The sequence below is a fragment of the Halodesulfovibrio aestuarii DSM 17919 = ATCC 29578 genome (assembly GCF_000384815.1).
GTDB classification, from domain to species: Bacteria; Desulfobacterota; Desulfovibrionia; order Desulfovibrionales; family Desulfovibrionaceae; genus Halodesulfovibrio; species Halodesulfovibrio aestuarii.
The window spans coordinates 465,240-483,188 of the sequence record NZ_ARQF01000019.1 but is presented as its reverse complement, the minus strand read 5'-3'; the positions used below and the strand labels follow the sequence as shown (position 1 = coordinate 483,188).

17 protein-coding genes are annotated in these 17,949 nt (G+C 45.7%); 12 read left to right on the top strand and 5 right to left on the bottom strand.

Going from position 1 to position 17,949, the window contains the following annotated elements; translation table 11 throughout:
• The first annotated feature begins 312 nt into the window (after positions 1-312).
• From F461_RS0106015 to F461_RS0106000, 4 genes are all read left to right on the top strand, one after another.
• On the top strand, positions 313-996 hold the full coding sequence (locus F461_RS0106015) for a helix-turn-helix transcriptional regulator (protein ID WP_020000247.1): 684 nt from the start codon (positions 313-315) through the stop codon (positions 994-996).
• 117 nt (positions 997-1,113) lie between these two features.
• Positions 1,114-1,488, top strand: coding sequence for a Rid family detoxifying hydrolase (locus tag F461_RS0106010; protein WP_020000246.1), 375 nt, complete (start codon positions 1,114-1,116; stop codon positions 1,486-1,488).
• Positions 1,489-1,626: 138 nt separating this feature from the next.
• On the top strand, positions 1,627-2,802 hold the full coding sequence (locus tag F461_RS0106005) for a dicarboxylate/amino acid:cation symporter (protein ID WP_020000245.1): 1,176 nt from the start codon (positions 1,627-1,629) through the stop codon (positions 2,800-2,802).
• Between the two features lie 39 nt (positions 2,803-2,841).
• A complete protein-coding gene (locus F461_RS0106000; protein ID WP_020000244.1) occupies positions 2,842-4,113 on the top strand; it encodes an L-cysteine desulfidase family protein in 1,272 nt (423 codons plus the stop codon).
• Positions 4,114-4,161: 48 nt separating this feature from the next.
• Here F461_RS0106000 and F461_RS0105995 read toward each other — a convergent pair whose 3' ends face one another.
• Positions 4,162-4,863 (bottom strand): DVU0298 family protein, encoded by a 702-nt coding sequence (locus F461_RS0105995; RefSeq protein ID WP_020000243.1) that lies wholly within the window; start codon positions 4,861-4,863, stop codon positions 4,162-4,164.
• 334 nt (positions 4,864-5,197) lie between these two features.
• Here F461_RS0105995 and F461_RS19300 point away from each other — a divergent pair, with 334 nt between their 5' ends.
• Together F461_RS19300 and ubiE are read left to right on the top strand one after the other, a co-directional pair.
• Complete coding sequence (locus F461_RS19300) at positions 5,198-5,362, top strand: hypothetical protein (protein WP_020000242.1); 165 nt, start codon at positions 5,198-5,200, stop codon at positions 5,360-5,362.
• A gap of 12 nt (positions 5,363-5,374) precedes the next feature.
• Entirely contained in the window at positions 5,375-6,091 is a 717-nt protein-coding gene (gene ubiE / locus F461_RS0105985) for a bifunctional demethylmenaquinone methyltransferase/2-methoxy-6-polyprenyl-1,4-benzoquinol methylase UbiE (protein WP_020000241.1), read from the top strand.
• A 99-nt stretch (positions 6,092-6,190) separates the two neighbouring features.
• Here ubiE and F461_RS0105980 read toward each other — a convergent pair whose 3' ends face one another.
• Complete coding sequence (locus F461_RS0105980; protein WP_020000240.1) at positions 6,191-6,388, bottom strand: DUF2065 domain-containing protein; 198 nt, start codon at positions 6,386-6,388, stop codon at positions 6,191-6,193.
• A gap of 56 nt (positions 6,389-6,444) precedes the next feature.
• On the opposite strand from F461_RS0105980, the gene F461_RS0105975 reads away from it, so the two are divergent.
• The 6 genes from F461_RS0105975 to F461_RS0105950 all read left to right on the top strand — a co-directional run bounded on the left by F461_RS0105975 (position 6,445) and on the right by F461_RS0105950 (position 15,249).
• Positions 6,445-7,758, top strand: coding sequence for a nucleotide sugar dehydrogenase (locus F461_RS0105975; RefSeq protein ID WP_020000239.1), 1,314 nt, complete (start codon positions 6,445-6,447; stop codon positions 7,756-7,758).
• 226 nt (positions 7,759-7,984) lie between these two features.
• Complete coding sequence (mqnB, locus tag F461_RS0105970) at positions 7,985-8,710, top strand: futalosine hydrolase (RefSeq protein WP_020000238.1); 726 nt, start codon at positions 7,985-7,987, stop codon at positions 8,708-8,710.
• Positions 8,711-8,805: 95 nt separating this feature from the next.
• The gene (locus tag F461_RS0105965) at positions 8,806-9,774 is read left to right on the top strand and encodes a polyprenyl synthetase family protein (protein WP_020000237.1); all 969 of its coding nucleotides are present in this window, start codon (positions 8,806-8,808) and stop codon (positions 9,772-9,774) included.
• A gap of 265 nt (positions 9,775-10,039) precedes the next feature.
• A complete protein-coding gene (locus F461_RS0105960; protein WP_020000236.1) occupies positions 10,040-13,021 on the top strand; it encodes an AIR synthase-related protein in 2,982 nt (993 codons plus the stop codon).
• A gap of 294 nt (positions 13,022-13,315) precedes the next feature.
• On the top strand, positions 13,316-14,374 hold the full coding sequence (locus tag F461_RS0105955) for a threonine aldolase family protein (protein WP_020000235.1): 1,059 nt from the start codon (positions 13,316-13,318) through the stop codon (positions 14,372-14,374).
• 71 nt (positions 14,375-14,445) lie between these two features.
• Positions 14,446-15,249 carry an AraC family transcriptional regulator gene (locus tag F461_RS0105950; RefSeq protein ID WP_020000234.1) on the top strand — a complete coding sequence of 268 codons (804 nt, stop codon included), beginning with the start codon at positions 14,446-14,448 and terminating at the stop codon, positions 15,247-15,249.
• Positions 15,250-15,306: 57 nt separating this feature from the next.
• On the opposite strand, the gene trpA is transcribed toward F461_RS0105950, so the two are convergent.
• Genes trpA through F461_RS0105935 form a run of 3 tightly spaced genes read right to left on the bottom strand, consistent with a single transcriptional unit; the run spans position 15,307 to position 17,939 of the window.
• Positions 15,307-16,068 carry a tryptophan synthase subunit alpha gene (gene trpA, locus F461_RS0105945; protein ID WP_020000233.1) on the bottom strand — a complete coding sequence of 254 codons (762 nt, stop codon included), beginning with the start codon at positions 16,066-16,068 and terminating at the stop codon, positions 15,307-15,309.
• 12 nt (positions 16,069-16,080) lie between these two features.
• Entirely contained in the window at positions 16,081-17,256 is a 1,176-nt protein-coding gene (trpB, locus tag F461_RS0105940) for a tryptophan synthase subunit beta (RefSeq protein WP_020000232.1), read from the bottom strand.
• 44 nt (positions 17,257-17,300) lie between these two features.
• Positions 17,301-17,939: a phosphoribosylanthranilate isomerase gene (locus F461_RS0105935; RefSeq protein ID WP_020000231.1), complete on the bottom strand. Its 639-nt coding sequence runs from the start codon at positions 17,937-17,939 to the stop codon at positions 17,301-17,303.
• Between the last annotated feature and the right edge of the window lie 10 nt (positions 17,940-17,949).

The window sequence follows — 17,949 nt, the reverse complement described above, 5'->3', positions numbered from 1 at the left end:
ACCATCGCCGATGATACTGCAGGGGAGCCTGTGGGAAAGTAGGTCGCTGCCAAGATTTATTTTAAGACCGCGTTTCAAATGAAACGCGGTCTTTTTTTTGGTCGAAAGGCAGCTATGTAGCGCTTTCTCTTTTCTTTAGCGATAAGCGTTAAATCGAAGTTGAAGGATACCCTTTCTTCTCAAAGAAAGTGCATGAGGATTTGTAGGTCAATTCTTAAGCTGATTGTAACCGGTGCAATTTTTCTCGCTAATTGACTTTTTATTATGTGCCCGCTATTTTTAATAATAAATTATCAAAGAGAGGAGATTCCATTGCCTCAAGAATGTAGGTCGCAAAAAACTGTTGAGCGATACATACCGTTAGTAAAATTTCTGGGAGTTTTTCTTGGAAATAAATGCGAAGTTGTTCTCCATGACGCCGTAATAAAAGAAAAATCTGTTTTGGCTATTGCTAATGGGCATATTTCTGGAAGGACTGTCGGTGCTCCGTTAACTGACTTGGCTTTGCAATTTGTAGTAACAGAAAAATACAAAGAATCAGACTGGGTTATGGGCTATAAAACACAGTCTAGTACTGGTGTTCCGTTACATTCTGCAACTTTTTTTATTCGTGAAGACGACGGTTCGCTAGCTGGTATGCTCTGCTTGAATTTTGAGGTGTCTGATATTTTACAAGCCAAGGAATTGTTGGCAAAATTTATTGATGCAGTCGGATTTTGCGACACTTCCCACCTTCATTCTGATGAGAATGAAATGACAAACTCGAATGTTGAAACTTTTACGGATAACATTGAAGAGCTTACTGAAGGCATTATCCGTAGTGTTGTGCAGCATTCTTCGGTAGCTCCAGAACGCATGACTACTGCAGAAAAAATGGAAATTATGCGGACATTACAGGATCGTGGAGTCTTTTTGCTTAAAGGCTCTGTAGCTCTTGTTGCTGAAGTGCTGGCAGCATCCGAAGCAACAATTTATCGATACTTAAATAAATTATAAGTGCAATAAAATTTTTTAAAGTTAATAAAAAAAAATTGACTTAATAAAAGTTTCTCAATAAAAATGAGTCATGGCAATCGTGCTATGACTCATTTTTTATTTTTTAAGGAGAACGTTATGTACAAGGCAATTAACAGTAAACAAGTTCCAGAAGCAGTAGGCCCTTATTCCCATGGTGCTGAATTCGGTAATCTGGTGATTACTTCTGGACAACTTCCTATTGATGCTGCAACCGGCGAAATACCTGCGACTGCTGCTGAGCAGGCTCGTGTTTCATTGGAAAATGTGAAGAAGACTTTGGAAGAGGCTGGTTCATCTATGAAGAATGTTATGAAAACAACAGTTTTTGTAAGTGATCTTAATAACTTCGCTGCGATTAACGAAGTGTATGCATCATTTTTCTCAGCACCATTTCCGGCACGCAGTTGTGTTGAAGTAGCACGTCTTCCAAAAGATGTGTTTGTTGAAATTGAAGCTTTGGCTTTGAAATAATCAGAGCCTACTTGTAGCTAGCGTTTTCTACGCTGTTGTTAACGGGCAAAGCACTGCTGTTGAACATCGCTGTCTATGTTCTGCTGATGACCTGTATAAAATTGATCCCCCATTGATCACATGCAAGAAGGAGTAGGTATGTCATTCTTTAAGCGATTTGGAGAGTTCGGTCTTATTTTACAGTTATTGATAGGTATTGCTGTTGGTGTTGTTGTCGGTCTTACTGCCGGTAATGGCGTGATGCAAGTTGTGGTTAGTGCAAAATATGTACTTGGTCAGTTTATCTTTTACACAGTTCCGCTTGTTATTATTGCTTTTATTGCTCCTGCGATCGTTCGTCTTGGTCAAAACGCAAGTTCGATGTTGTTTGCTGGTGTGAGTTTTGCGTATTTATCTGCTGCTGGTGCTGCAACAATGGCCGCAGTTGCTGGCTATCTGATCATTCCGCACCTTTCTATTGCGACAGAAATTCATGCATTGCACGAATTGCCTGAAGCCCTTTTCCAGTTAAATATTCCGCCAGTTATGTCTGTTATGACAGCGCTGATTACTGCGTTGTTGTTCGGTCTTGCCACTGTTTGGTCTAAAGCTGAAACTTTCGAACGTATTTTCAGTGACTTCGAAAAAATTATGATGTTCGTTGTTACCCGCGTTGTTATTCCAGTTCTTCCGTTCTTTATTGCAACTACCTTTGCAGGGCTTGCATACGAAGGCACATTGACCGAACAGCTTCCTGTATTCTTAAAAGTTGTTTTGATTGTTATCCTCGGTCAATTAATCTGGCTGACAGTACTTTACACCATTGCGGGTATTATTTCTAAGCGTAATCCGCTGGAAGTTCTTCGTCATTACTCACCAGCATATCTTACTGCTGTTGGTACTATGTCCAGTGCTGCAACTCTTCCTGTATCTTTGAAGTGTGCTTCCAAATCTAAAGTACTATCAGAGAACGTTGTAGAGTTTATGATTCCGCTCGGCGCCACTGTTCATCTGTGTGGCTCTGTGCTCACAGAGACCTTTTTTGCAATGACTATTTCCATGATGCTTTATGGTGCCTTGCCACCTGTTGGTACAATGGCATTGTTTATTCTTCTGTTTGGTATTTTTGCAGTTGGTGCTCCTGGCGTTCCGGGTGGTACCGTAATGGCTTCTCTCGGTATTGTTGTTGGTGTTCTTCATTTTGATCCGGCAGGTGTGGCATTGCTTCTCGCTATTTTTGCATTGCAGGATAGCTTTGGTACCGCATGTAACGTAACAGGCGACGGTGCACTTGCGCTGATGCTTGAAGGTATTTTCAATAACAATAAAAAGTAATGAGTTGCTGCGCATTGCGCGGCAGAGAGACATAATGTCATGAAAAACGAATGGAATGAATATATAGCGATTTTAAATCGTGAAGTTGTACCGGCACTTGGATGTACTGAGCCTATTACGGTCTCGCTTGCTGCGGCACGGGCTGCAGAAGAACTCGGGAAGAAACCTGAACGTATACTGGTACAGGTAAGTGGCAACTTGCTGAAAAACGGTATGGGTGTGGGCGTTCCGGGAACCGGTATGGCTGGTCTTGGTATTGCTGCTGCCGTAGGTGCATTAGGCGGGAAATCGTCTTTGGCATTGGAGGTATTGCGTGACATTACTGAGAATGCCGTTGAAGAAGGCAAGCGGATGCTTGCATCCGGCGATGTGCTCGTTGAACTCGCAGATACAAGTGAGCTGCTCTTTGCGCAGGTAAGTGTCTTTAACGGTGACCATGTTGCAACGTGTACTATTCAACGACAGCATACATTGGTTACTGAAGTAACGAAAGACAGCGAAATTGTCTTTACTTATGCATTTGAAGATGAAGAGAGCAAAGCAGACAGCTGGCCACTGACCATGGCAAAGATTTATGATTTTGCTATGAATGTTCCATTCGATAAAATTACTTTTATCCTTGAAGCCGTAAGGCTTAATGAAGCCATTGCTATTCAGGGCCTGGAGCATGAGTTTGGCTTAAAGGTCGGACGTTCTATGGATCAGGATATTGCTCTCGGATTGCGTTCGGATGATATTACATCCTTTGCTACCAGACTTGCAGCAGCAGCCTCTGATGCTCGTATGGATGGCATTATGCAGCCGGTTATGAGCAACTCCGGCAGTGGTAATCAGGGTATCACGGCAACAATTCCTGTGCTGGCCTTCGCCCGCAGGTTGAATAAGTCTGAAGAAGAAATGGCGCGTGCTCTTATCATGAGTCACTTAACTGCCATTCATCTTAAGCATCACTTGGGACGTTTATCAGCTCTTTGCGGTGCAATTCTTGCTGCTACAGGTTCCGGATGCGGAATCGTGATGCTTCTTGGAGGTGATTATGACGGTATTGAACGAACCATCAAAAATATGGTTGGTTCTGTTTCCGGTATGATCTGCGACGGAGCAAAGACCTCTTGCGCACTCAAGGTTGCATCATGCGTGGAAGCAGCTATTAGCTCTGCACTGTTGGCCGTGAAAGGTGTTTGTGTACCTGGTAGTGACGGTATTGTTGATGATGATATTGAGATTTGTATCCATAACCTCGGCCGACTCGGAACGGTGGGGATGGTGGAAACAGACAAGGTTATTCTTGATATTATGGTGAGAAAATAAAAAGAAAGGGTGGAGGTAAAACTCCACCCTTTTCTTTTGGAACAGATACTAATCGACGGTGTGGTGACTTTGTATATGTTTGATAGCCTGCTGTGCAAGCTGTGCAACGCTGGTGCAATGAACTTTACGGTTTTCAAAGAGTTCCACGGGGCAGGTGTCGTCCAGTAAACTTTTGAGTGCCGGAATATTGGTTTCCGTGCCGATAAAGCCAAGTGCCCATGCGGAAAGTCCACGTCCTTCTGGATCTTCATCCTGCAAGCCCCATGATAAGGCTCTGACAGAAGGACGTATGAGCTCCGGATACTTCTTCGCCATTCTTCCAAGTCCCCAGTAGACACCTCTGCGGAGCGGTGGATGGTCGAGATAATTGTCATCGTCCGAGGTTTCTCGAATATACGAATGCAGCATCCGGTTGTATTCGTTTGCTAGAGTTTGGCTGTTAATCATCGCCTCTGCCATTGCTTCAGCAATGCCCCAGCCAATATTTCCTGACTCTTCATTCATATGCCAGAGTAAGCGGCGCATAATTATGCGTGCCTGCTCAAGGTCTTCTTGTGCCAGTTTGCCCATTACTAGTCCAAATGCTGTAACGGCACGCCATTTCATTTCTCCACCGAAAAGAAAGAACGACATAAGCGGTCCCACTGTCTGTGCGGCAGGCATTGCAGCAATGTGCTGTAGGGAAGCTTCCCAGTCTGGTTGTTCCAGCATGGAACGCAGTTCTGTTTTTAGTGCACGAAATCTTGCCATATGCGCCTCCAAGTGATCTCTTTTCTTAACAGTAATTTTTCCTGATAATAAAGCAAGCTTTTTATGGGTGTTATGCGTTATTTACTGAACGTTCTCTAATTTAAGATATAGAATTTACTGTGGATGAACAGGATATGTGCCTCAGTGCAGACTCGACTCTCTAAAATGTTAGTGGTATAGGGCATATTGAGAAAAAGGGAGTGGCTTAACAGGTTTCTTTCTTTTAACCCCGCCCGGTTTTTATCTATGTAGGTTGAAACCATTCCCCCACGGGCGGGGGTTTTTTCATCATATATACGTTGCAGGCACGTCCTGCAGTGCCTAGAGGTGGAATATGGATAAGGCAAAAAAAGAAGCAATACAGGTAACTAAAGAAATTGTGGTAAAGTTTATTGAGACTGGCCGCGTTTCACCTTCTAATATCAGCGAAGTGTTTCCTGCGGTATTTGAAGTTGTTTCTTCCACTGTTTGTGAAGATGAAACGGAAACCGAAGAGTAGGCTTTGTAGTACATGCAATGTTCACCAAATGAACATGCCCGAGAAGTTTCCGGCATGTTTAGCCGTATTGCCCGCTGGTACGATTTTTTGAATCATCTGCTTAGCGGCGGAATGGATTTCTACTGGCGACAGCAGCTTGTGAAGGCAACAGTACCGGGGAAAACCGGTCTGATGCTTGATCTTGCCGCTGGTACTATGGATGTTTCCTTAGAAATTGTCCGCCAGCATCCGCAGACTAAAGTTGCAGCGTTAGACTATTGTCGTCCTATGCTGACCACTGGTCGCAAAAAGCTTACAAAGGGACGCGACAGACGTATCTTCCCAGTGCATGCTGACGGCAGAACCTTGCCGTTGCCGGACAACAGTGTCGATTGTGCAACAATTTCGTTTGGAATCCGCAATATTATTCCGCGTGAGGAAGCGTTTAAAGAACTTAATCGTGTACTTGTGCCGGGCGGAAGATTGTGTATTCTTGAATTTGGTACTGGTAAGCATCCCGTATGGAAGGGCTTTTACAACATGTACCTGAAAAAAATTCTTCCTATGATTGGTAAAATTTTTTCTGGCGATGCTGGTGCATACCAGTATCTTGCCGATACCATCATGGCATTTCCGACAGCCGCTGAGCTGAGTACTGAAATGATGAAAGCCGGTTTTGACCGTGTATATTACAAGCCGATGACATCAGGCATTGTTTATTTGCATGTGGCACAGAAGAAAGCCGAGTAAGACCCGGAAGACATGAGGTAACGTGTCGCAGTTTTTTCCTGCAACAGGAATACCCGTTAACAAATGACGGGGAAGGCGCAGCGTAGAAATGCGGTGCGACTAATGGCGCATAAGCCAAACAAGCAGAACACCGGCAGACATGGCGGTTAATCCCATGTAGCGTAAAGCGTTTGGTCCGCGTTCTGCAATTTCACGTAAGTATTTAGGAAGCTTGTCCGCAAAAAGGACGTAAGGAAGACCTTCGAGAACAAATGCAAGCCCTAGCGCTGTGAGTAGTAAATTCCAATCGATCTGCATGGAGCCTGTTTTTTCATACACGGGCCGTTAAGTCCAGCAGGTAACGAGGAGAAGACATGGTATCTTTTGAACGGATTGTGTCTGGAGATGTTCCTATTGCCGTTATCGGCCTTGGTTATGTCGGTTTACCTCTTGCTATTTCTTTGGCGAAACATTTTTCCGTTATCGGATACGACCAGCATGCGCAGCGGGTAGATGCCCTGCGCCGTGGAAAAGATCTGACCGGAGAGGTCTCTCCAGAAGCTCTCGATGATAGTACTGCGTATTTTACTGCTGATCCGCAGCTTTTAGAGAAAGCTGGAGTGCACATAATAGCGGTTCCGACACCTATTGATGCACATCATACGCCGGACTTGATTCCGTTGCTTATGGCTACCAGAACCGTTGCTTCCTTCATGCAGCGCGATTCAGTGGTAGTGTATGAGTCAACGGTATGGCCGGGAGCCACAGAGGAAAAGTGTGTTCCTGTGCTTGAAAATGTATCCGGAATGCGGTTTGGCAGGGATTTCTCTGTCGGTTATTCGCCGGAGCGCATCAATCCCGGAGATAAGGTGCATACTATTGAAAATGTCGTTAAAATTGTTGCCGGTTCAGACGACATGACAACAGCGTTGTTAGCGGGAGTGTATGGAAAAATTATTCCTGCCGGTGTGCATCCTGTCAGTTCAATAATGGTCGCCGAAGCTGCAAAGGTTATCGAAAATACGCAGCGGGATTTGAATATTGCGTTAATGAACGAGCTGGCGATTATCTTCAATGCATTAGGGATTGATACAGGCGAAGTGCTTGAAGCAGCTGGAACAAAATGGAATTTTCTGCCATTTGCGCCGGGGCTTGTTGGTGGGCATTGCATAGGGGTAGACCCGTATTATCTAACTTTTAAAGCAGAATCATTAGGGTATCATCCGCAGGTTATTCTTGCCGGTAGGCGTATTAACGACTCTATGGGCAAGTTTGTCGCTGAATCCTGCGTAAAGGAGCTTATCCGTAAAGGCGTTTCAGTCCGTGATGCAAAAGTTGGAATATTAGGGTTTACGTACAAAGAGAATGTACCGGATATCCGCAATACCCGCGTAATTGATATTGTCAGAGAACTTAAGGAATATGGGATAGAAGCACTCGTGCATGATCCTATTGCTGATAACGAGCAGGCTATTCGCGAGTATGAAATTTCGCTGAGCCACCTCAAAGATTTTCAGCAGTTGGATGCTGTTATTGTCGCAGTACCTCACGATGACTATTCTTTTATCCAGCCAAACCAGTTGCTCAAGTGGTTTCGCAATGCCGCGAATACGTTAGTGGTAGATGTGAAGGGATTTTTCGATCCTGCTGTGATGGAGGCAGTAGGGATAGAACTTTGGAGAATGTGACGATGGCTGGACCTTTCCGTGTAGATTGTAGAAAAGATTGCTGAACTGGGTATTTTGAAGCGAGTTCGCTTCTGAAAAAGATTGAAAAAGGAACACAGGTCATTGTTGCTGCCACAGAAGATGATCGCAGACGTATTGAGCGGATTGCGAGAGTGCGCGACGCCAGTATTGTCGCAGAGCTTTCGTTGGGAGGGACGCTTGTTAACTTTACTCTGGAAAAAATGAAATGACACTGGTTATTGCAACAGCAACTCAAACTGAAATGAAAGCTGTTCTGCTAGGGTTTAACGGGCGTGGGCGGATTGGATGCAATTTTCCTCATGCAGGGGAATATTGTGAATCGCCTGTTAACGATCATCATTGTCTACTTGCGGTTACGGGAGTCGGTCCTGTCAATGCTGCGTTAAGTATTGGCAGAATTCTCGGTGAGCGCAAAGATATTACTGGTGTCCTAAACCTTGGGGTTGCAGGAAGTTTTGATTTAGAGCAAGCTCCGTTAGGCAGTGTTGTCGCTGCCGATTCGGAAATTTGGCCGGAATACGGACTGCATACGGCAGAAGGTATTGACCCTGAAGGTATTAAATTTCCCATATGGGAATATAATGGCGTCGATGGACCGTGTCCTGTGTGGGATAGAATAGAGCTGGAGTTACAGAAAGCTTTCCGAATGCTCAATTTATCTCCTCCGAAGGATTTACTAAGAGGCGCAAGCATGACAGTATCCGGCGTCACCGGAACAGAAGAACGTGCCCGTATGCTGGTTGAGCGGTACAAGCCGCTTACTGAAAATATGGAAGGGTTCTCCCTTGCTCTTGCTTGTCTTCAATCCGGAATTCCTTTTCTTGAACTTCGCACCGTTTCTAATCTGGTTGGGTCTCGCAGGCCTGAACACTGGAAACTTGACGATGCGCTTCAAGCTCTTGGCAGGCACGCCAGAGAGCTTTTTGTTTAGAAGGCATTTTAAAACAGGGTGTCGTATAGTACGGCACTTTTTTTACAATGGTTTCTAGGATGTTAGATTCACGTTTTTTCGATGGAAGCTTTTCTATGCAAGAACTCTTAGAGTACCTTACGTTAAAACAACCGCAAATTAATGCGACGTTGGCGGCAGAAACTGCCCAACTTAACGCATTAGTTCAGCCTGTTGTTTCTCACGTGCTTACTGCTGGTGGAAAAAGACTGCGCCCTTTGCTTACTTTGCTTACTGCTGCAACTCTCGGGTATACTGATGATGATATCTACCCGCTCGCCTGTTCTGTAGAGCTGCTTCATTCTGCAACGTTAATGCACGACGATATCATCGACGATGCTGAGTTGCGTCGTGGAAAACCGGCTGCGCATACACAGTTTGGTAACACAAAAACTGTTCTTGCAGGCGATGTACTGCTTGCGCAGGCAAACCTTGTGGTCGCGCGTTATAATGATACACGCCTTACACAGTGTATTGCAGAAGCAATCGTAAAGACTGCAACCGGTGAGATTGAAGAGATCGAATATCTTCGTTCGATCAGTCATTCTCCGGAAACTTACATCGATATTATTAAAGGGAAAACAGCATTTCTCTTACAGGCATCATGTATTATGGGTGCAGTAAAGGCTGGCGGTTCTGAAGAACAGATTGCTGCGGCATCTGATTTTGGTATGAACCTTGGGATTGCATTCCAGATTGTTGATGACGCTCTGGATTTTGCAGTTTCCACCAAGTCGATCGGTAAACCGGTGGCGGGAGATTTGCGTGAAGGCAAGCTCACTCCACCGTTATTTATGTACCTTAATACTCTTGATGGTACAAAACGACGTGATTTTGTAACTAAATTTGAAGCAGGTACTTTCTCTGAAGAAGAGGTCTGCTTTGTTGCAGAACAGATTCGTGAACTTGGCTTGGATAATGCCACCCGCGAACTTGCAGATACTTATTTAGATAAGGCACAGCAGGCGCTTGAAATACTGCCGGCATGTCCTGAACGAGAGATACTGCTGCAAACTTTGGATTACGTAAAATCTCGTAGTGCATAATTATGTAAGCCGTAGAGGAGACTCTGCGGCTTTTTTATTGTAAATTGGATATCAGTTTCCGGCAGTTGATTAAAAATAAGGAAAACTGTCTTGCGTTGTACCGAGTTGTCTCAAGCGGACAGTTTTTGGCTTTGTGTTTAAATGAGGTATATACCCCGCCATCACAGCCGGAAGAATACTGTGTTGGTGTGTTTATTCTTTCCAAATACAGCGGGATGACCAAGAGGTCTGCCCGTTAATTTCAGCAAGCATCAGGAGAAAATACATGCTGCGGCGCATTGAAGCTGGTCTTAGAAAGGGTGTTGTTGATACTCAGGGTATCAAAACTGCTAACAAGATCAGGGAAGCTCTCGGATTTGACGTAAAAGACGTTCGTCAGGTCAAGGTGTTTACTGTGGATGGTCTTACTGAAGAGCAGCTTGGAACAGTTGTGAGTGAGGCTGCTCTGCATGATCCCGTACTTCAGGACGCGGCGCTTTCTCCGGTATCCAGTCAGGCAGACTGGGTACTCGAAGTAGGGTTCCGTCCGGGGGTAACAGATAACGAAGGCCGCACAGCGCGGGAAACCATTGCCATTGTTTTGGAGCTTGCAGATCGCGAAGCCGTTTCTGTATATGTTGCAGACCAGTACCACATTTACGGTGATTTTACAGAAGATCAGATTGCATCTATCGGCCGTGATGTTTTGGCAAACGAACTGATTCAGCGTTTTGAATACAAAAGCAAAGCAGAATGGCAGAAAGAGCCTGGTTTTGCTGCTGTAGCTGCGCGGGTTTCCGGTCAGGCTAATGATGAAGTAGTAACCCTGCCATTTTCTACAATGTCAGATGATGAGTTGATGGCGTTTTCCCGTGAAAACACCCTTGCTCTGTCTCTGGAAGAATTGCATACCATCCGCGATTATTACACCGCTCCTGACGTAGTGTCTGAGCGTGTAAAAGCAGGATTAAGCGCAGAACCAAGCGATGCAGAAGTAGAAGTTCTTGCACAAACATGGTCTGAGCATTGCAAACACAAAATTTTCGCTTCTAAAATTGACTACACCGATACAGAAACCGGTGAGCATGAGACTATTGATAGTCTCTACAAAACATACGTAATGGGGTCTACCAAGGCTATCCGTAAAAACAAAGGCGAAGCAGATTTTTGCCGTTCTGTTTTTAAAGATAATGCAGGTGTTATTGACTTCAACGAAACTCATGACGTGTGTATTAAGGTTGAAACTCATAACTCACCTTCCGCACTTGATCCATACGGCGGAGCATTAACCGGTATTGTGGGCGTAAACCGTGACCCTATGGGAACCGGCATCGGCGCAGACCTCGTTTGTAACACTAACGTGTTCTGTTTCGCGTCTCCTTTCCATGAAGGTGAACTGCCTCCGCGTCTTCTCCATCCTCGTCGTGTGCTTGAAGGCGTACGTGAAGGTGTTGAACACGGTGGTAACAAATCCGGTGTTCCTACTGTAAACGGCTCAATTGTTTTTGAAGAACGCTACCTTGGTAAGCCGCTTGTACACTGCGGTACCGTAGGTATGATTCCTAAAATTGTTGCTGGTCGTCCTGGCTATGAAAAGGCTGCGAAAGTCGGCGATACCATTGTTATGGTCGGCGGTCGTATCGGTAAAGACGGTATTCACGGCGCAACCTTCTCTTCTGAAGAACTGCACGAAGAATCTCCGGCTACAGCGGTACAGATTGGTGACCCTATCACTCAGCGTAAAGCGTATGATTTTATTATGCGCGCCCGTAACATGGGTCTATACAACGCTATTACTGATAACGGTGCTGGCGGTCTTTCTTCTTCTGTTGGTGAAATGGCAGAAGATACCAACGGTTGCCGTTTAGATCTATCCAAAGCACCGTTGAAGTATGACGGGCTGCGTCCGTGGGAGATTCTTCTCTCTGAAGCGCAGGAACGTATGACGCTTGCCGTACCTTCTGACAAGCTGGACGAGTTCATGGCTCTTGCTAAACGTATGGATGTTGAAGCCACCGCGATGGGTGAATTTACCGACAGCGGTTACTTCCATGTGACCTACGGTGATAAGCCGGTTGCATTCCTCGGCATGGACTTCCTGCACGACGGTGTTCCACAGATGCAGCTTAAAGCTGTGTGGAAGCGTCCTGAACACAAAGATGATGAAGTGAGCGTAGCAGACGCAGAGCAGGGCAACTTGCTTAAGTCCATGCTGGCTCGTTTGAATATTTGTTCCAAAGAATATGTTGTTCGCCAGTACGACCATGAGGTTAAAGGCGGCAGCGTAATTAAGCCGATGGTCGGTGTTAAGTGTGACGGTCCTTCCGATGCGGGGGTTGTTCGTCCTATACTCGACTCCGAAAGCGGTATTGTTCTCTCTCACGGTATTAACCCTACCTTGAGCGACTATGACAGCTACTGGATGATGGCCAACGTTGTTGACGAAGCAGTGCGTAACGCAGTTGCAGTCGGCGGTGACGTAGATTTTATGGCTGGTATTGATAACTTCTGCTGGTGCGATCCTGTGCAGTCTGAGAAGACTCCGGATGGACACTACAAACTTGCTCAGCTTGTTCGTGCTAACAAAGCACTTGCAGATTTCTGTACCGCATACGGCGTGCCTTGTATCTCCGGTAAAGACTCCATGAAGAATGACTACACTGGTGGCGGTGTAAAGATTTCTATTCCGCCTACAGTTCTCTTCTCTGTCATGGGCGTGGTGAAAGACGTGAACAAGACAACCACATCTGACTTTAAACATGACGGCGACAAAATCTACGTTCTCGGTGCAACTGCACGCGAATTAGCCGGTTCAGAAGTTGCTGAAGAACTCGGCATCAGCGCTGCTGCCTGTCCGAAGGTAGATGCTGAATCTGCACTGGCACGCTACCGTGCTGTACATACAGCAATCGGCGAAGGCGTTATCAACGCGTGTCATGATTGTTCAGACGGTGGTCTTGGAGTGGCTCTTGCTGAGATGGCACTTGCAGGCCGCACCGGTGCACTCATCAACCTTGATGCTGTGCCGGTAACTGAAGAAATGAATGCAACAGAAGTTCTCTACTCTGAGTCAGCTTCCCGTCTGGTAGTATCCGTACCGGAAGACAAAGTAGAAGCTTTTGAAAAGATCTTTGCTGGACAGACTTATGGCTGTCTGGGTGAAGTTACAGGTGACGAGCAGTTTATTATCGCTTCCGGCGCAACTGTGTTGGTATCGGATACCTGCGAATCCCTTGCTAAGTCCTTTAAGGGCACACTTAAGTTTTAGGTAATGAAGCTCGTGGGAGCTCCATAGCTGCGGCTTAAGTTCTGTCGCTACAAGATTATTCGGGACTTGTAGCATCAGATGGTTTTGGTGAGAAGAGCGTGTGAACATGTGTTCATACGCTCTTCTTCTTTTTGGATTATAGTAAGAAATAAGAAAACAGTAATTGTTTGTATTTTATGATGATGTGTCTGGAGAGTGTCTCTTTGTTGCAATATTTTACAATGCAGAAGTGACACTATTTTGCATACTCAGGTTATTATCTTATTTATTAGAGAACCATGAGGAGAATCCTACATGTCTACATATAATACTGCGTTTACCAGCGATAATATCGCCGGTGTTTCCCCGCAAGTTCTTGAAGCAATGGCTCGTTGCAATGTGGGACAGGCAGATCCGTACGGACGGGATGACTATTCAATAAAAGCGGAAAAGATGTTGTCCGATGTTTTTGAAAAAGACGTGCGTGTCTTTTTTGTAATGACAGGCACAGCGGCAAACTGTTTATCGTTGAGTGCGTTGACCCCGCCATGGGGCGCAGTATTGTGTCATCATGAAGGACATATCAACAATGACGAGTGCGGAGCCCCCGAGTTTTTTAACTCCGGAGCACGGGTACTGACCCTTGATGGCACTGATTCAAAGATTGATCCAGAGGCGTTAAAGTGGGGCGTAAAGTACAGAGTTGGCGATATGCACTCCTCTCAGCCTTCAACTGTAAGCCTTACACAGGCAACGGAATCCGGAACAATATATACCCTTGATGAACTTTGTGTTCTCGGTGCTATTACCAAAAATGCTGGTTTGCGTATGCACATGGATGGCGCCCGTTTTGGTAATGCTTTAGTGGCGCTTAACTGCTCTCCTGCGGAAATGACATGGAAGTGCGGCGTTGACGTTCTCTCCTTCGGAGCAACGAAAAACGGCACGATGTCAGCAGAAGCAATTGTTGTGTTTGATAAAACAATTGCGCAGGAAATGTCCTTCCGTAGAAAAAGATCCGGTCATCTTGGTTCAAAAATGCGGTTTATGGCTGCACAGATGTTGGGGTATCTTGAGAATGATTTATGGTTACGGAATGCTCGTCAGGCAAACGCCATGGCAGCAATGTTGAAGAGCGGACTGGAAAAATTACCGGAAATTTCTTTGATCGGTTCACCGGAAGCGAACATTATCTTTTGCAAAATGCCTACGTACTGTATTGATAGACTGTTGGCTCAGGGGTTCCGTTTCTATCATGATAGATGGGAGCCGAATGTGGTGCGTTTTGTTACTTCATTCGCCACAACAGAACAAGATATTCAGCATTTCTTATCCGCAGTAAATCAAGCAGTCGGGTACGCACAGGCTGTGTAGCAAAGACTCTTTGGCGGGTGGAATTCTTTTTTTGACAGGGGCACTTTGTTGTGAGTAGGTAGGCAGACATTATGCAGGATACTGTTCAATATTTTCGCGCTCCCGATGTGCCGGGGCTTGTACTAAGCGACGGGCACTTTTCAACGTTCAGCTTTGATCGTCATTTCCACCTGAGCTATCATATCAGTCTGGTGGTCGACGGTGTACAGCGGCAGAGCGCCTCCGGTAAGACATATCTCGTGGGGCCGGGACGTTTATCAGTAATTCCACCCGACGAAATGCATGATGGCTCTGGATATGAAAAATGTGAATATACGCTGAAGACATTCAGAATTCCGCCAAACGTGTTTACCGAAGAAATGGCGAACGCCATGGATTCTGCTCATTGTGTAGAATTTGGCAGTAATGTTCTGGATGATAAGCCGTTGTGGGATCGTGCATGCTTGCTGCACTATGTTTTACAACGGGGCGATGCCAGTTCGCTGTTTGTGGAAGAACAATGGATGGATTTGGTAAAACGTCTATTGTTTCATTCAGAAATACACCTTGTAGATGAGCCGGAAGGTGCGCTTGCAAAGCCTCATTGGAAAGAAGTGCGCGATTATTGTCATGATAATCTGTCAGAAAAAATTAGCTTAGAGCAATTAGCCGTCTTGTGTAATTTAAATCGCTATCAATTTTTGCGTCGATTTAAATCTACGGTGGGTGTTACTCCCTACAATTGGCTTAAACAGCTGCGTCTTGAACAGGCGTGTACGTTGTTGAGCAAAGGGGAACGTGTTTCAACTGTTGCGGCTAGTGTCGGTTTTTATGATCAAAGTCATTTTGTCCATGCTTTCAGAAAAGCCTACGGTGTCCCTCCTTCAAAATATTAATAAAAAACTCCTGCAACACGTTGCAGGAGTTTTTTTATATCTTATGTACAAAAGGGCTTACTTCCATCGCTCCATAAATGGAACAGCACTGCCTTTTTCTTCAATATCTTTGATGAGAGCGCTGCCGAAGACGACAGCATCGATTGCATCGCCAAACGGCTCAAGCTGTTGTGGCTCTTTAATTCCAAAACCAAGAGCAAGCGGGATATCAAACACTTCGCGCGCGTCGTTGAGTGTTTTTTTCAATTCAGGCGGGAATGCAACAGCTGCCCCGGTGGTTCCCATGTAGGAAACTACATATACGTAGCCTTCAGCTTGCTGTGCATACTCCTGCATACGTTCTTTTGGTGTGTTCAGCCCGATAAGGGAAATGAGCGCAATACCCTGTTCCTTGAGAATTGCTTTGAACTCTGCAGCTTCGTTAAGTGGTAAGTCCGGTACAATGAGACCGGAAACACCGGCTTTTGCTGCATCTTCAGCAAATTCTTTAAAGCCGTACTGGTAGAATGGGTTTATGTAGCCCATAAGCACCAGTTCTGCCTGATACTGACCTTTGCGTTGTATGAGCTCCTGCATAATCCAGCGCAGGGTAACGCCTTGTTCCAATGCCTTGATAGATGCGGCTTCTACAACCGGTCCGTCAGCCGCAGGGTCGGAGAACGGAACACCGATTTCAATGATGTCTGCTCCGTTGGAATCAAGTTCTTCCAAGTGTGTGAAGAAATCTTTTTTTGTTGGAAATCCGGCTGTGAGAAACGGGATTATTGCCTTGCGGCCTGCCTTATTTGCAGCATTGATGCGTTGTGTAAGTGATGTCATGACTGCCCCCTCTTAATCAAACAGCTCGGTACATTGTTCAACAATATCCATATCTTTGTCACCGCGTCCTGAAAGGTTAACAATAACATTGCAGTCTTTCGGGAATTCATCTTTGTTTTCAAGCACGTACGCAACGGCATGAGAACTTTCCAGTGCTGGAATAATGCCTTCAGCACGGGTGAGTGCCTTGAATGCATTTAATGCTTGGCAGTCATTAACTTTTACGTAAATTGCGCGACCACAGTCGTTCAGATGCGCGTGTTCAGGGCCTACGCCCGGGTAATCAAGTCCACCCGCAATGGAATGGGATGGAAGAATTTGACCGTCATCGTCCTGAAGGAGCATGGTTCTTTGGCCGTGCAGAATTCCATCTGTTCCAAGACAAATCGGAGCAGAGTTCGTGCAGCCTTCTTCGCCGGTACCTGCTGCTTCTACGCCGATAAGCTGAACTTCAGGATCATCAATGAATCCGGAAAAGATGCCGATAGCGTTGGAACCACCACCTACGCAGGCAATAACGGAATGTGGCAGTGCTCCGGTGCGTTCAAGGATCTGTCTGCGGGCTTCCTTGCCAACAACAGACTGGAATTCACGCACAAGGGTTGGAAACGGATGTGGCCCAGCAGCAGTGCCAAAGCAGTAGTGGTAGGTAGCCTGCTCTTTAATCCAGAAGCGGAGTGCTTCGTTAATAGCGTCTTTCAACGTTTTGGAACCTGACTCAACAGGAACAACGGTTGCTCCGAGTAGTTTCATGCGGCGTACGTTATGGGATTGTCTTTCCACATCGACAGCTCCCATAAAAACAATACAATCCATACCGAGAGCACGGGCAGCGGTTGCAGTTGCAACACCGTTCATGCCTGCACCGGTTTCAGTGAGCAGAGCTTTTTTACCCATATGCTTTGCTAACAGTGCCTGACCAAGCACGTTGTTAATCTTGTGAGAACCTGTATGGTTTAAGTCTTCACGTTTGAGGTACAGGTTAAAGCCCAAATCTTTTGAAAGAGTGGGGCAATGAGTAAGAGGGCTTTCACGTCCCACATAGTTTTTGAGGTAATCTGAAAACTCTTTCTGAAACGCCTCTGTAGGCACAATATGCTTTAAAGCATGTTCCAGTTCTTTAAGGGGCGGAATAAGAAGTTCCGCTACATATTGACCACCAAACTTGCCGAAGTATCCTTTATTCATGATATTCTCTCTTTCCGTAGTCTTACGCCAAAGACTTTTGAAATTTATGGTAATATGGGGGCGCTGAGCGCCTCCATAACGATTCGCAGCTTTTCCGGATCTTTTTTACCCGGTTCAGATTCTACACCTGAATTGACGTCGATGCCGCAGGGGGCGCACCCTTTGAGCACTTCTGTTACGTTATCCGGGCCAATACCGCCTGCGACAAACCATGTTTTGTATCCGCGCAGTCCGTTAAGGAAGCCCCAGTCCTGTGCTTTGCCGTGTCCGCCGCCGGATGTTCCGGCGTCCATAAGGAAAAAACGTGAGCAATCCACAAACTTTTTCATTTCAGCCTCAAGCTCTTCCCGTGTTTCGTAGCGGGCAGGCCAGAACACTTTCATTACCTTCTGCTTGCCAACTCTGGCCGCAAATTTTGTGTCCTGATCATTATGAAGTTGAGCAAGATGTAGTTTTGCCCGCTGCATTATTAGACGCACTTCGTCTGCTGTCTGGTGCGTAAAAACACCGACGCGCATGACGTCTTCTGTCTCAATGGCTTTTACCTTTTCCACTGTCATAGCTCTGGGGCTTTTTTCATCAAAGATAAACCCGATGAGATCTGCGCCCAGTTTGATGCATAAATCTGCATCCTGCTGTGTGGTAATGCCACATACTTTCACAAAGGATTCTTTGTGCGCCATAAATGCTCTC